The organism is Mucilaginibacter sp., assembly GCF_965225845.1.
GTDB lineage: Bacteria > Bacteroidota > Bacteroidia > Sphingobacteriales > Sphingobacteriaceae > Mucilaginibacter.
This window is the reverse complement of record NZ_CBDDBL010000001.1, coordinates 1-14,317: the sequence shown is the minus strand read 5'-3', so window position 1 is coordinate 14,317 and position 14,317 is coordinate 1. Positions and strand designations below refer to the sequence as shown.

The following is a 14,317-nucleotide window of genomic DNA, read 5'->3' as shown; positions in this document are numbered from 1 at the left end:
GATAATGTAAATTTAGTTTAGTAATAATAAACAAAGTTTAGTATTGCTAATAAATATTATCCTTAACTCACATTAAACATTTAGCAGATGAAACAAAGTTACAAACTATTACGAGCCGTTTTTACGGTGATGTTATTTTGTATTGCCCCATCACTTCTGTGGGCGCAAACTAAAATTTCCGGCACAGTTACCGATGACACTAAACAGCCTCTGCCAGGCGTAACAGTTAAAGTGGAAGGTACAACTAAGGCCGCAACTACAGACATTAACGGCCGTTACTTAATGTCTGCCGAAAAAGGTCAAACACTATCTTTTACTTTTATAGGTTTTGAAAAGCAAAGTATTGTTATTGGCGATGAGCCTGTGATCGACGTGGATCTTAAAGCTAGTAGCAGAGCATTAAACGAGGTTGTAGTAACCGCGTTAGGTGTAAAAAAAGAAGTGCGCCGCGTAGGTTATGCAACCCAGACAGTACAAGGTAGCGACCTTACAACTGCACGTGATCCAAATCCTATCACGGGCTTAACGGGTAAGGTTGCTGGTTTATCAGTTGGTGCTTCAGCAGAGTTGCTTGGGGTGCCAAGTGTTTTAATGCGGGGCGATGCGGTAACGCTTTATGTAATTGATGGTTTCCCGATCAATACCGATACCTTTAATTTAAGCCCTGACGATATTGAAACCATTACCGTGTTAAAAGGCCCGGCAGCTGCCGCATTATATGGTAGCCGCGCACAAAACGGTGCAATATTAATAACTACCAAAAAAGGAGATAAGGATAAAAAGGGTTTTACTGTTGAATTGAATAGTAGTACCGAAATAAGCAAAGGATTTCTTACCTTTCCTAAACTTCAGCACTCATACGGCCCCGGAGAAAATGAGTTTTATGAGTTTGTTGATGGCAAAGGCGGTGCACCGGGCGGTGTAGATAGCGATTATGATATTTGGGGCCCATATTTTGCAGGCCAGTTAATACCACAATTTGATAGCCCTGTTGTTAATGGCGTTCGCCAGGGAACACCATGGGTAGCCAGAGGTGCTAATAACCTTGCTGATTTCCTTCAAACTGGTTTTCAAACTAATAACCAGGTTGCTTTTACAGCAAATGGGGACAATTACACAACCAGGTTCTCATTTTCACAGCAACATCAACAAAGCTATATTCCTGATGAATACCTGGATATTGCCAACGTGAATTTATACGCTTCATTCAATCCAAGCCCACGCTTTAAAATTGAAGGAAATATTGATTTTAACAGGCAAAGCACAGATAACTATCCCGACGTTACTTATGGCCCAAATAGCTTAATATACAATTTAGCTATCTGGACAGGTGCTGACTGGAGCGTTAATCAACCTATAATTAAAGCTGTGTGGCAGCCGGGAAAAGTAGGTGTACAATCAGAATTTGAAGAATATACCAGGTACCAAAATCCATACTTTATGGTGCAGGATTGGACACGCGGCCATTACAAAAATGACTTTGATGGTTATTTATCAGGAAACTTTAAAATTGATAAACATTTAAATGTTACTTTAAAAAGCGCTATTGATACATACAACCTTTTACACACCGAAGATTTGCCGTATTCGGCACACCCTTACGGCCGTGAAGGTAACATGGGTGACTATCGTGAAGATCGCCGTGATTTATTTGATAACAATACAGAGGCTTTATTAAATTTCGATTACACGGTTAAAAAGTTTCTTAACCTATCGGGTTTGGTGGGTGGTAATTTCCGCGATTTTTCATATAATTCGAGCTGGGTTTCAACAAATTATTTGAATGTACCCGAAGTTTACTCGTTCAGCAACTCCGAAAATGCTTTACAGGCTACCAGCTTTAGTTCATATATGATGGTAGCGAGTGCGTTTTACTCGTTAGACGCAAGCTTTGGCAAATATGCTACGCTTTCAAGCACAGGCCGTGTAGATAAAACATCAGCGTTCCAGGTTCCAACCACTTATTATTATCCAAGTTTATCTTTAGCCTCGGTAGTATCTGATTATATCGACCTGCCTAAGTTTATTACTTTTCTAAAAGTAAGAGCCTCATATTCAAACGTACGTGCTGACGAAACCAGCCCAACTATTGGCCCTGCACCATTTAGTTCAATAACTGCATTTGGGGGCAGCACAGGTGCTTCATTGTATGACAATCCGCTTGATTACGGCGCAACATATTTGTCGCCTTACAATGGTCCTAACTATGCGTTAAACCCAACATATTCTACAAGTAAGCCATACAATAACCAAACAGCCGGTTATTCAACTACATCATTATATCAATCAAATATTCAAACATCAACCCGTGTTAACTACGAGGAAGGTTTTGACGCTAAGTTTTTACAGAATCGCTTAAGTTTAAGTGCGACAGCATTTCAGTATGTTGATGGACCACAAATTTTGGCAAACCCGGTTGCAACATCAACAGGTTACTCGATAGAATACCTAAATGCTTTAAAAACCAGGAAAACAGGTCAGGAAGTTTCTTTAAGCGGAATGCCGGTTAAATCTTCAGATTTTAGCTGGAATGTACTTGTAAACTGGTCGCGTTATCAGCAGTATTTTGAAAAATTGCCTCCGGGACAAACATCGTATGCTTATAATGGAGGATATGTTAGTGTTGGTGACCGAACAGATGAATTTTTTGGAACTGCATTTGTAAAAACCGCTTCGGGACAAATTATAAATAATGCCAATGGAACACCAATGGTTAACCCGGTAAACCAACTTTTAGGGCATGCAAATGCTGATTACAGCTGGACTATTGCGAATAACTTTACTTATAAACAATTTAATTTCGGTTTCCAGTTTGATGGTTCAGTGGGTGGCGAAATGATTGATTATATGCACCTTAAAACTACGGTTGGCGGTTCAAACGCAATAACTGCCGAAGGCGCAATTGGAGCTGCACGTTACCAGGATTGGTTAAATTATGGCAAACCTGGCTATAATGGTACTTATGTTGGCCCGGGTGTAGTAATTTCCAATGGTGTTGCGCCTAACTATGATTCAAAAACCGGGCAAATACTTAACTATAGCAGCCTGCAGTTTGCACCTAATACGCAAACAGCATTTGTTCAGGGCTATGTTAGTTCATACTATAACGTTGATGAAGCTAACCTGATGAGCAAAACCTATGCAGAACTTCGCGAAGTGACATTTGGTTATACTTTCCCTAAAAAATGGTTAGCCAAATCCTTTATCTCTACAGCTTCAGCATCATTGTATGCTCGTAATTTATTGTACTTCTATGCTGATAAGGAATTTAGAGATGTAGACTTAAACCAATACAACGGTACCTCGGGAGAGTCTGTACTTCAATCACCAACCGTACGTAGCTATGGTATCAACTTTAAATTAACATTCTAATCAAAAAGATGATAATGATCATGAAAAAAATATCAATGATTTATTTACTGCCCGTATTAATTTTGCTGACAGTAAGCAGTTGCAAAAAAAGCTTTAACGATGATGCAACAAATAATAATTTACCAAATAATGTACCTGCCTCGTTGCTTTTAACAGGCGTATTAACAAATATGGTTGATTTACCCGATGGCGCTTACTCAAGCAGTACAGAAAGCACTATGGTATACCCTAACGCATCAAATAAAGACGAAATTTGGGGGCAGTATTATATTTATAATTATGATTATTATGGTAATAACACCTATGATTTTGATCCCGGAGCTGATTACTATTCCACATTAACAAATGTTATCGCAATGGAAAAACAGGCTATTGTAGCCGGTTCACCTTCACTTAATCCATATTCAGCAATAGGCAAATTTTTCAGGGCTTATTTTTTCAGCAAAATGAGTCTGGAAAGAGGGGATATACCTATGTCACAGGCATTGCAAGGCCTTTCTAACTTGACACCAGCATATGATACCCAAAAGGCTGTAATGTTGCAATCATTATCATGGTTAGAGAGTGCAAATAGTGATCTGACATCATTAATTGCATCGGGCGGCACCTTAACAGGGGATATATTTTATAATGGCAGCCTTACGCAATGGCAAAAGGTTGTTAATACATTTAGAATCAGGTTATTGCTGGAGTTGAGTATGCAATCTGCCGATCCTGATTTAAATGTTCCGGCTCAATTTGCCATGATACTTGGTAACCCAACCAAATATCCATTGATGCAAAGTGCCTCAGATAATTTGCAGTATACATTTATTGCTTCAATCAATACAAATTATTATCCTCAAAACCCCGACAATTTTGGTCAAAGCGGTTCAAGACAAAACATGTCTCAAACCTATGTTAAATTACTTGACCAATTACAGGACCCAAGGATTTTTGCTGTCGCCGAGCCTTCGCGCTACCAGGTTGATACTTTAAAGCAAAGCCCTACTGCATTTTCATCATTTATTGGGGCAGATCCTGGCCTGGATTTAGGTACGATGTACAGCAATGCAGGATTGCAACGATATTCATTTCTTAACAGGAAAAGATATTATTCAACCTATGTAGGTGAACCAAGTATTCAGATTGGTTACCCTGAACTAATGTTTAATATTGCAGAAGGGATTAACCGCGGATGGGCTAGTGGGAATGCAGAAACTTATTATATAGCCGGTATACAGGCCTCAATGGCTTCATACAGCATTCCAACCACAGGAATATATACAGCATATTTTTACCACCCGCCTGTAGGTTCAACTACAGGTGTTGCTGATTTGGGTAACTATAACACTTATAATATAACTGTTAACTGGAATACTTATTATGCACAACCAGCAGTAAAATATGCAAGTGGAACGACAGGTTTAACACAAATTTTACAACAAAAATACATCGCTCTTTTCCGTCACTCTGGATTAGAAGCCTATTTTAATTACCGGAGAACAGGTTTACCTGCATTTACAACAGGCCCCGGTACAGATAATGGCCAGCGTATAGCTACAAGATTCCTCTATCCTTTAAGCGATAGAACTGGTAATACAGTAAATTACGAAAAGGCTTTAGCCAGCCAATACGGCGGGAATGATGATATAAATGGCATCATGTGGATACTTAAATAAGTTTTTGAGTTTAAAATTTTTTAACAGAAGCGGGCTTAGTCCCGCTTCTGTTTTAATAAACATATTTTTATGAAAAAATCGATCTTATTAATACTGGCAATAGTTTTTAACAGCTTACTGTTTGCTCAAAATCACAAAACTAAAAATGTTATTATTATAACACTTGATGGTTTTCGATGGCAGGAACTTTATCGGGGTGCTGATTCAGCGTTGATTAATTCGCATTACACACAAGACAAAGCCGAAGTAAGTAAAAAATATTGGGTGCCATCATTACACGAACGCCGTAAATTATTAATGCCGTTTATGTGGTCGGTAATTGCTGTGCAGGGCCAATTATACGGTAACAGAGATTTAGGTAATAAAGATGAGGTAGCCAATCCGTATCATTTTTCGTACCCGGGATACAACGAAATATTTACCGGATTCCCAGATAAAAGGATGAATACTAACGATCCGATAACTAATCCAAACATGAATGTATTGGAATTCATAAACAAGCAAAAAGGTTTTCAAAACAAAATAGCTGTTTTTTCATCCTGGGAGCGGTTTCCACAAATATTAAATGTTAGACGTTCGGGATTATTAGTTAATTCAGGCTATATGAATTTTACTGCTCCTGATGCCAATGACCGCTTAAAATATTTAAATGGATTACAACATGAGGCACCCCATTATTTAGGCGATTCTACCCGGTTAGATTTTTTAACTTATGAATTTGGTAAACAATATCTGAAACAATATAAGCCCAGGGTTCTCTATATAGCATTTGATGAAACGGACGATATGGCGCACGAAGGTGTATATAAACTCTATCTTGACAGGGCAAACCAGGAAGATGGTTTTGTTCAGGAATTATGGTCATACCTGCAAACCGCCCCGCAGTATAAAGGCTGCACTACACTAATAATAACCTGCGACCATGGCAGGGGAGATGTACCACAAGACAAGTGGCGCGACCATGGATCGGATGTATCACATTCAGAACAAACATGGGTTGCTGTTATAGGTCCTGACACTTCTCCAATAGGCGAAATGAATACATCTACAACAACTTACCATAAACAACTTGCCCAAACTATTTCAGAGCTTTTAGGATTCGATTTTAAAGCAGAAGCAGGCCACGAGGTGGGTGATGCTATAAAAACTATCTACAGGAAATAGATCAAAATTGAGCTACTATGAAGGTAGGGATTATAAAATTTGATATAAAAGGCGTATTGATGGGGACGTAATCGAACTATTGAATGTTAAAGCGATAAACGTTTTAACGTTCAATAGTCTTTCAAAGCTTCCGCTATCCAAGCTGTTATTTGGAAATACTCTTAGATTAGTATTATGGCCTGATTTTAATTGCTAATTGTAGTATGCGCATTAGAGCTTAAAACAAAATATATTTGAAATTAATCGTAAACAATCAGGGCAATGATTACGATCTGAATTTTCTTTCATTTATTAATTAAAATTGATCTGAAATATATGTAATTCATCGGAATATTTGTAGGAGATTTCAAATCCATAATTATTACAGATGTTTTTTAAAATCGCTAAACCTAGTCCTGTACCATCAGATGTTTTTCCTTTGTAGAATCTGTTAAATATTAACTCGCTGTCAAGTTCTGATTGATTACTTGAATTATGAAAATATAGCGTTCTTCCGGATATTCCTATTTTGATCTCGCCAGTTGCTTTGTTGTGCCTTATAGCATTACTAAATAGGTTATTAATCATTAAATCAATCAGATATTTACTTGCAGTTATTTCAAGTTCATGCAGTTCAGTAGTTAATGTGATATTTTTGTTTTTTATGATTTCTTGAAATTGTTGTGCTTTCTCAAATATTACTACCGATAAATCCAACGTTTCGTTATCCTGCAATAAGTCATTATCTATTTTTACCAGTATTAATAACGACTGATTTAATCGGGCTAATTTATTCGAGGCAGAATAAATATCTGTTATCTGGTTAAGTTGTTCTGAATCTAAACGCTCATCCTGAATAAGCAGATCGAGCTTAGAAGTTATAACCGACAAAGGTGTCATCATTTCATGCGAAGCATTCTCAGTAAAAGTTTTCAAACCCTGGTATTCGGTTATTGCCCTTGCCGACATTTTCGCTACCGCCTCATTTAACTCTCTAAATTCATCAACGTTTGTATTTATAATGGCAATTTTAGTGCTATCAGCAATAGTAAAACCTTTTAAAAAACTCAAAATATTGTAAAAAGGCCGCCATAAGCCATTTAATACGTATAGATTGGTAATAATTAATACAAATAATAAAATAGCAGTAAGTATAACTGTTATAAAAGATATGATTTGGATAAGATATTCTGTTTCTTCCCTCGATTCTACGATAGTGAAAATATAATTCTGCCCCTTCAAATTTATTAAAGCTGATACTGCTCTTCCAGGTTCCACCTTAGTATGGTTTGGGTTGGTATATGGGGCATCGTAAAAACGTGTATCAAAGGCGGCGAGGTTTGTTTTTACATATGTTGTTTGGTTTTCATCATATTGCGCAACCGGTAAAGCGTGATTAGTGTTTACATAGCTAATAAACTCGCCCACCTCTTCGGAAAGATCGTCGTCAAGTTCTTTACGCGCTATATGATTGATAATACTGTAATATATAAAACCAGAGATTATAAGCATGGATACGCTGATAATGATATTGGCTTTATTATAGTGATTGGCTAATTTCATTTTATATAAATTTGTAACCAACACCGTATATGGATGAAAAAAAGTCTGTCCCGGTAACTTCCATTAACTTCTTTCGCAGGTTTTTAATATGAGTATAAATAAAATCAAAGCTATCTATCATATCCATTTCATCGCCCCACAAATGTTCAGCAATGGCATTCTTTGATACTACTTTACCCTTATTAGCTATAAAATACAATAACATATCATATTCCTTTTTGGTGAATACAATATCTTTATTATTCACACTAACGCTCCTGCCTGAAAGATCAATATTAATTTGTTTGTAAACCAGCGTATTGGTGCTGCCAAAGGCCTTCCTCCTGAATACGGCTAACAACCGGGCTTTCAATTCTGCTAAATGAAATGGCTTGGTAATATAATCGTCCGCGCCAATATTAAGGCCTTTCAATTTATCTTCAAGTGAATTCCGCGCCGATATGATCAAAACACATTCATCCCGCCCGATTGACTTTAAATGCTCAAGAACTGAAAAGCCTTCACCATCAGGCAAACCTATATCCAGTAAAATGCAGTCGTATTCATAAAAATCTACTTTTTGTATGGCGGTTTTTAAATCACCGCATACTTCGCAAATACTTCCTTCTTCAGTAAAATATTTCTGAATTGATTCACGTAAAATTTCCTCATCTTCAATAATAAGCAGTTTCAACTTCCTCCATTTTTTATTAAAGATAGCTAAAGAAATTTGAAGCAATACTGAAGTTTAAGTGAATTGGAAATTGATAATAAATGTGCTTCAATATTGCTTCAGATTTAACAGATAATTTTATAGCACAACATACAATTACCCTTGAAAATATCTAAATTCCGAATATTCTTAACTTTGTTATCGCTGATGTCCTGCAGATTAATGGCGCAGGATAATTATGAGATCCAGGTATACGGATCAGAATTGGTTGATTCGGCACACACTATGGTGGAACTGCATAGTAATTATACGCTGAACGGAAGTAAAACTGTTATAGACGGCATGTTACCAACCAATCATGTAGAGCATGAAACCGTTGAGATCACTCACGGATGGACATCTTTTTTTGAAACTGGCTTCTATTTTTTTAACTCTGTAGGTAGCGATGGCCGCACTGCTTACGTAGGCTCACATATACGCCCTCGTTTTGCCGCGCCTTTGGCCTGGCAATGGCCGGTTGGTGTAAGTATATCATTTGAGTACGGTTTTCAAAAAGCACAGTTCTCACCCAACACCGAAACCTTGGAAATAAGGCCTATTATTGATAAAAAATGGGGTGGATTATACATATCTGTTAATCCGACATTGGACCAGAGTTTTAAAGGGCCGGATCAAAATCGTGGCTTAATATTCTCACCAAATGTCAAGGAAAGTTATGATATTACTAAGGTGATAGCACTTGGGCTTGAGTATTATGGCAGTACAGGGCCATTTTTTAATTATGACCCATATCAGGAGCAGCAGCACCAAATTTTTATAGCTGCCGATTTAAATCTTAGCCCTGATTGGGAAGTTAATGCAGGCTATGGGCAGGGATTAACAAAAGTGACAGATAAATCAATTTTTAAGCTAATTTTAGGTCGCAGGTTTTAACTTAACATCTACTTATATAATGACTAAAAAACGTACGGACGCGCAATTTGTAATACAAAAAGTACAACCCGGATTATTAGGTTTAATGGATGGATCGGTATCAACACTGGCACCCATTTTCGCTACTGCAGGATTGACCCATCAGCCTATAAAAGCATTTTATGTTGGCTTAGCAGCATCGTTAGGGGCTGGTATTAGTATGGGCCTTGCTGAGGCTTTATCGGATGATGGCAAAGTAACAGGCCGTGGTAACCCGATTGTGCGCGGTGCTATCACAGCTTTTGCTACCGCTTTGGGCGGCATGTTACATACTTTACCCTTTTTAATTGCCGATTTGCATCAGGCATTGCATTTTGCTTACGTTGTAGTAGTATGCGAGTTATTCCTAATCGCATTTATTCGTTTTAAGTTTATGAAAACACCTTTGCTGGCTACTGTTTTACAGGTAATTGTTGGTGGCGGGATAGTTTTTGCTGTTGGTTTGTGGTTAGGCAGTGCAGGATCTTAAAACTATAAAATATTATGAGCATAGTTGAACCTCAACGCCGGGATGTTGAGCATCCGGCAGAAATAAAAAAATATTCATCACCATTACGCTTATGGCATTGGCTTAACGCATTGGTGATAACCGGTTCGTTATTAACGGTGCTGCTCAATTCAACCTTGTTAAAAACACGAAAGAATGCAGCTGCTATAAAAGCAAGCCTGCAGGCATCAGGCATAACCGTTACTGATCAGCAGGCACGGTCAGTGGCGCATGAGTTAAGTGATAGGGTTTGGACTATACATACTTATCTCGGCTATACGCTTGCTGCATTATTGCTGTTCAGGCTGGTGTTGGAATTTTTCCAGTTTGCGGATCAGAAGTTTATCCGAAAGATCAAAACTGCTTATCATCAGTATCAAAAAGTCAAAGAACAGCGCGAGCTCGGCAAGCACGAGTTTTGGGTTAAAACTCTGTATGCTATTTTTTATCTGATGCTGTTAACTATGGTGTTAACCGGCTTATGCCTGGCATTTGAGGATGATGTGCCATTGCTAAAATCAATCCACGTCTTCAGGGAGATACATTCATTTACCATGTATCTTATAATTGGCTTTATTATTATACACATCGTTGGAGTGTTCTTGGCAGAACGTAAAGAAAGTAGCGGTATTGTATCGGATATGATCAATGGCGGCAAACAATAAGTAAACTGTTAAAAAAGTGTTAAAGCGATAAATTTCATACCAGCTACAGAATGTTATGTTAACATTGTATTAAGCTTTGGCGTTTATCAGTAAAGGTTAATCGTTTATCTATAATTAATTTTTTATCAGGTAGTACATAAGAGTTTCGCATCAATGGCAGAAGCAACAAAAGTTTTTAAAAAAGCCTGTAAGTTAATGGGCAACCGCTTTGAACTAAGCGCAGTTGCAAGTGATGAACAATGGGCTAACAAAAAAATTGATGCCGGTATAGCCGAGATACAACGTATTGAAAAACTGCTTACCACTTTTAGCGACGATAGCGAAACAAACCGGGTGAACGCCAACGCAGGTATTAAACCTGTTGAAGTAAGCCGTGAAACATTTGATTTAATACAACGCTCGCTGCGTATATCATCGCTTACGCAAGGAGCATTTGACATAAGCTATGGTTCAGTTGATAAAAGTCTCTGGAACTTCGACCAGTACATGACTGAGTTGCCGGATGAAGAAACAGCTAAAAAAATGGTACGGCTAATCAACTATAAAAACATTGTGCTTGATCATGAAAAATGTAAGGTGTATTTACGTGAAGAAGGTATGCGGATTGGCTTTGGAGGTATTGGTAAAGGTTACGCAGCCGAACGGGCCAAACAGGTAATGAAATTGCAGGGAGTTGAAAGCGGCGTGGTAAATGCTTCCGGAGATTTAACAACCTGGGGTTTACAGCCTAGCGGTAAACAATGGAATATAGCCATTGCAGATCCAAACTCATCAAATGAGGCTTTTTCCTACATGGAGATCAGCAATATGGCGGCGGCAACATCGGGTAATTATGAAAAATTTGTGATGATAGGCGGCAAAAGGTATTCACATACCATAAACCCGCACACAGGTTTACCGGTAACAGGTATAAAAAGTGTAACTATAATAACAGCTAATGCAGAATTAGCAGATGCTTTGGCTACACCGGTAACCGTTATGGGAATAAAGGCAGGGCTGGATATGATCAATCAGATGAAAAACATTGAAGCTATAATTATTGATGATGATAATAAGCTTTATGCTTCAAAAAATATAAATATTAAACAACCCCTATTATTATGATAAAGCGATTAGTGCATGTGATTATTTGCCTGGTATTGCTGCTTTCGGTTAGCTCTTGTGTACATCTCAAAGAATACCAAAAAAGCAGGCTTAACGATTCAGAAATGGTGTTAGGCAACCGCAAGGTTGAAAAGAACGAATTAAATTTTGAATCCTACCGCGAAGCAGCATCCGGGGCAAATGCAGGTAAAACAGGCGGTGGCTGCGGCTGTAACTAATTTTAGGGTAAATAACAGATGAAAAAAATATATTTATCCGTATTAGGATTTTCGATGTTGTGCCGGTTTGCCGGAGCGCAGGTAGCTAACAATTCACTTACTGAAAATAAATCGCCATTTACGATATCTTCACCAGCTAATGTTTCCGATACAACGGATTATAAACTGCGTAAAATACATGTTGATGAAGTTGATTTTGTATCCAGCTATTATAATCAAACCGGTGACCACTCTGCCGTAACAGGTGGTATAGGAACCGAGGCTGTAACAGATGTTGCCAACGGGTTAACCTTAAACCTGGTTTGGATAAACAAGGCCCAAAATAAAAAACACACTTGCTGTTGGTTTAGGTTTTGATTACCATACCGCTGCTTCCCAGGCTTATGTTTCCAAAACAGGAGCATCATCGCCAAGCGGCACAAGAATTTATCCATCATTAGATTGGACCGTTGAAAACGCTAAAAGTGGTAACACTTATGGCTTAGGTGCATATTATTCAAATGAATACAATTACAAATCATTGGGCGGGGATTTTCATTTCTCTCAAAAAACAGATGACAAGAATGGTGAGTTCAGCGCAAAATTTCAGGGCTATTTTGATCAGGTTACGTTAATTTACCCGTCGGAGTTTGAACCGGCATCATATTCAGAAACAAATTATGGAAATGGAAATGGTTACGGCGATGGTGGGGGCCATCGTAATTATGGTAGCAGCCCGCGTACAACGCTATCAGCATCGTTCTCCTACTCCCAAATGATAAACTCGCGCCTGCAAGTTATGTTTTTGGGCGATGTTGTAACGCAGCACGGCTTTTTAAGCCTGCCTTTTCACAGGGTGTATTTTAATAATGGTAAAGATACTATTGAGCGCTTGCCATCTTCAAGGTTTAAATTACCGGTTGGTGCAAGGCTGAACTATTTTCTGGGTGATAATATAATCATCCGTACTTATTACCGTTATTATGCTGATAACTGGGGAATCCGGTCGAACACTGCCGGTATAGAAGTGCCGTACAAGATTACTCCATTCTTTTCGATATCACCGTTCTACAGGTTTTATAATCAATCTGCAAGCAGGTATTTTGCCCCTTATGAAGAACACGCACCTACCGACGAATACTTTACCAGCAACTACGAATATGCCAAATTTGAAAGCAGCTTTTATGGTGTAGGTTTTAGGATAGCGCCACCAAATGGTGTTTTTGGCTGGCAGGGTTTGCATGAATTGGAAATACGTTACGGGCATTACACCCAAACAACCGACCTTGCATCAAACGTAGTATCAATTAGTTTAGGATTTAAATAAAATACAAAATGAAATTACTGGTAATTTTTATAACCATGCTGTTAGCGACAGGCGTAAACTGGTCGGGTGATTTTAGCGCGGCACAAAAACAAGCTCAACAGGAACATAAACTGATCATTATCAATTTTTCCGGATCAGACTGGTGCGGCCCGTGTATCCGTTTACGGAAAGAAATATTAGAATCGTCAACTTTTGAGGATTATGCAACTGATCATTTAGTTTTGGTTAGAGCTGACTTCCCTCGGCAAAAAAGAATCAGTTAAGCAAAGAACAGGTTAAATTAAACGAGGCGCTTGCAGATAAATATAACCCGGACGGGAAATTTCCCTACACACTTGTGGTTGATGAAAATGGGAAGGTGTTAAAAGCCTGGGATGGTTTTCCGGATGAAACACCCGATCAATTTGTTGCGCAGATTAAAGCTCAAACAAACAAATAGTTTTTATATTACCCTAATTCCGGCTCTTAAGCAATCAACAAAAAAATAACAGTACAAAATGATTGCTACTTATTCTTCATTATTTTGTGTGATTTAACAATATTATTCCTTGCATTCCTATTGCCTTTTCGCTGTTATAATGCTCGTTCCCTAACCTGAGAAATAATCTTATAATTAGCTTGTTATATTATCAAGAATTACCCAAAACATCAAATGAAGTTATTCTCAACTATTAAAACTTACAATAAATGAATTGTAGGGATCGGAATAATTATAATCCAGATAAAAATCTAAATTTTCACAGATCTGCCTGGATATTGTTAAACCAAGTCCACTTCCTTCTGATGCGGACGATTTATAAAATCGCTTAAATATGTCATCTGCTAACAATTTGCTGTTAGTTCCGGTATTGCTTATGAGCAGTTTTTCCTGATTTAAAATAACCTTTACTTCGCCACCAACATAGTTATGCCTAATGGCGTTGCTTATCAGATTGTTTAACAGTATTTCAATCAGATATTGATTTGCAAATATTAATTTTTCGCCAATCGTATGGCTCACTTTTAACTTTTTGTCCTGGAAAATTTCTTCAAACTGAACTAGTGTTTCTTCCAGTAACGAGCGTAAATCAATATAAGCCTGGTCACCTTGTAATTTGTTTTCAATTTAACCAATAACAATAATGATTGGTTGAGCCTTGTAAGTCTGTTAACAGAAGTGTACAAATCATTAAGT

The 14,317-nt window shown here is 37.9% G+C and carries 14 protein-coding genes; 11 read left to right on the top strand and 3 right to left on the bottom strand.

Annotated features, from left to right (window positions below; genetic code table 11):
* Positions 1-87 precede the first annotated feature (87 nt).
* The 3 genes from ACYZ0U_RS00070 to ACYZ0U_RS00060 all read left to right on the top strand — a co-directional run bounded on the left by ACYZ0U_RS00070 (position 88) and on the right by ACYZ0U_RS00060 (position 6,197).
* The gene (locus ACYZ0U_RS00070) at positions 88-3,372 is read left to right on the top strand and encodes a SusC/RagA family TonB-linked outer membrane protein (protein ID WP_461448533.1); all 3,285 of its coding nucleotides are present in this window, start codon (positions 88-90) and stop codon (positions 3,370-3,372) included.
* A gap of 20 nt (positions 3,373-3,392) precedes the next feature.
* Complete coding sequence (locus tag ACYZ0U_RS00065) at positions 3,393-5,033, top strand: SusD/RagB family nutrient-binding outer membrane lipoprotein (protein ID WP_461448531.1); 1,641 nt, start codon at positions 3,393-3,395, stop codon at positions 5,031-5,033.
* A 69-nt stretch (positions 5,034-5,102) separates the two neighbouring features.
* Complete coding sequence (locus tag ACYZ0U_RS00060) at positions 5,103-6,197, top strand: alkaline phosphatase family protein (protein WP_461448529.1); 1,095 nt, start codon at positions 5,103-5,105, stop codon at positions 6,195-6,197.
* A 291-nt stretch (positions 6,198-6,488) separates the two neighbouring features.
* On the opposite strand, the gene ACYZ0U_RS00055 is transcribed toward ACYZ0U_RS00060, so the two are convergent.
* Together ACYZ0U_RS00055 and ACYZ0U_RS00050 are read right to left on the bottom strand one after the other, a co-directional pair.
* On the bottom strand, positions 6,489-7,739 hold the full coding sequence (locus ACYZ0U_RS00055; protein ID WP_461448527.1) for a sensor histidine kinase: 1,251 nt from the start codon (positions 7,737-7,739) through the stop codon (positions 6,489-6,491).
* Position 7,740: 1 nt separating this feature from the next.
* Positions 7,741-8,412, bottom strand: coding sequence for a response regulator transcription factor (locus ACYZ0U_RS00050; protein WP_461448525.1), 672 nt, complete (start codon positions 8,410-8,412; stop codon positions 7,741-7,743).
* Between the two features lie 186 nt (positions 8,413-8,598).
* Here ACYZ0U_RS00050 and ACYZ0U_RS00045 point away from each other — a divergent pair, with 186 nt between their 5' ends.
* From ACYZ0U_RS00045 to ACYZ0U_RS00010, 8 genes are all read left to right on the top strand, one after another.
* Positions 8,599-9,324 (top strand): hypothetical protein, encoded by a 726-nt coding sequence (locus tag ACYZ0U_RS00045; RefSeq protein WP_461448523.1) that lies wholly within the window; start codon positions 8,599-8,601, stop codon positions 9,322-9,324.
* Positions 9,325-9,343: 19 nt separating this feature from the next.
* Entirely contained in the window at positions 9,344-9,832 is a 489-nt protein-coding gene (locus tag ACYZ0U_RS00040) for a VIT1/CCC1 transporter family protein (RefSeq protein ID WP_461448521.1), read from the top strand.
* 14 nt (positions 9,833-9,846) lie between these two features.
* Entirely contained in the window at positions 9,847-10,515 is a 669-nt protein-coding gene (locus tag ACYZ0U_RS00035) for a cytochrome b/b6 domain-containing protein (RefSeq protein ID WP_461448519.1), read from the top strand.
* Between the two features lie 153 nt (positions 10,516-10,668).
* A complete protein-coding gene (locus tag ACYZ0U_RS00030) occupies positions 10,669-11,619 on the top strand; it encodes an FAD:protein FMN transferase (RefSeq protein ID WP_461448517.1) in 951 nt (316 codons plus the stop codon).
* Entirely contained in the window at positions 11,616-11,837 is a 222-nt protein-coding gene (locus ACYZ0U_RS00025) for a DUF4266 domain-containing protein (RefSeq protein ID WP_461448515.1), read from the top strand. The genes ACYZ0U_RS00030 and ACYZ0U_RS00025 overlap by 4 nt, the downstream gene beginning before the upstream one ends.
* 18 nt (positions 11,838-11,855) lie before the next feature.
* The gene (locus tag ACYZ0U_RS00020) at positions 11,856-12,194 is read left to right on the top strand and encodes a hypothetical protein (protein WP_461448513.1); all 339 of its coding nucleotides are present in this window, start codon (positions 11,856-11,858) and stop codon (positions 12,192-12,194) included.
* A complete protein-coding gene (locus ACYZ0U_RS00015; RefSeq protein ID WP_461449976.1) occupies positions 12,160-13,143 on the top strand; it encodes a DUF3570 domain-containing protein in 984 nt (327 codons plus the stop codon). The genes ACYZ0U_RS00020 and ACYZ0U_RS00015 overlap by 35 nt, the downstream gene beginning before the upstream one ends.
* Before the next feature lie 8 nt (positions 13,144-13,151).
* Entirely contained in the window at positions 13,152-13,406 is a 255-nt protein-coding gene (locus tag ACYZ0U_RS00010) for a thioredoxin family protein (RefSeq protein ID WP_461448511.1), read from the top strand.
* A 401-nt stretch (positions 13,407-13,807) separates the two neighbouring features.
* On the opposite strand, the gene ACYZ0U_RS00005 is transcribed toward ACYZ0U_RS00010, so the two are convergent.
* Positions 13,808-14,143 carry an ATP-binding protein gene (locus ACYZ0U_RS00005; RefSeq protein WP_461448510.1) on the bottom strand — a complete coding sequence of 112 codons (336 nt, stop codon included), beginning with the start codon at positions 14,141-14,143 and terminating at the stop codon, positions 13,808-13,810.
* Positions 14,144-14,317: the final 174 nt, after the last annotated feature.

Coding starts and splice junctions, on each gene's coding strand:
- ACYZ0U_RS00010 (WP_461448511.1), top strand. CDS start 13,152: ATGAAATTACTGGTAATTTTTATAACCATGCTGTTAGCGACAGGCGTA.
- ACYZ0U_RS00040 (WP_461448521.1), top strand. CDS start 9,344: ATGACTAAAAAACGTACGGACGCGCAATTTGTAATACAAAAAGTACAA.
- ACYZ0U_RS00025 (WP_461448515.1), top strand. CDS start 11,616: ATGATAAAGCGATTAGTGCATGTGATTATTTGCCTGGTATTGCTGCTT.
- ACYZ0U_RS00020 (WP_461448513.1), top strand. CDS start 11,856: ATGAAAAAAATATATTTATCCGTATTAGGATTTTCGATGTTGTGCCGG.
- ACYZ0U_RS00060 (WP_461448529.1), top strand. CDS start 5,103: ATGAAAAAATCGATCTTATTAATACTGGCAATAGTTTTTAACAGCTTA.
- ACYZ0U_RS00065 (WP_461448531.1), top strand. CDS start 3,393: ATGAAAAAAATATCAATGATTTATTTACTGCCCGTATTAATTTTGCTG.
- ACYZ0U_RS00045 (WP_461448523.1), top strand. CDS start 8,599: ATGTCCTGCAGATTAATGGCGCAGGATAATTATGAGATCCAGGTATAC.
- ACYZ0U_RS00055 (WP_461448527.1), bottom strand. CDS start 7,739: ATGAAATTAGCCAATCACTATAATAAAGCCAATATCATTATCAGCGTA.
- ACYZ0U_RS00070 (WP_461448533.1), top strand. CDS start 88: ATGAAACAAAGTTACAAACTATTACGAGCCGTTTTTACGGTGATGTTA.
- ACYZ0U_RS00035 (WP_461448519.1), top strand. CDS start 9,847: ATGAGCATAGTTGAACCTCAACGCCGGGATGTTGAGCATCCGGCAGAA.
- ACYZ0U_RS00030 (WP_461448517.1), top strand. CDS start 10,669: ATGGCAGAAGCAACAAAAGTTTTTAAAAAAGCCTGTAAGTTAATGGGC.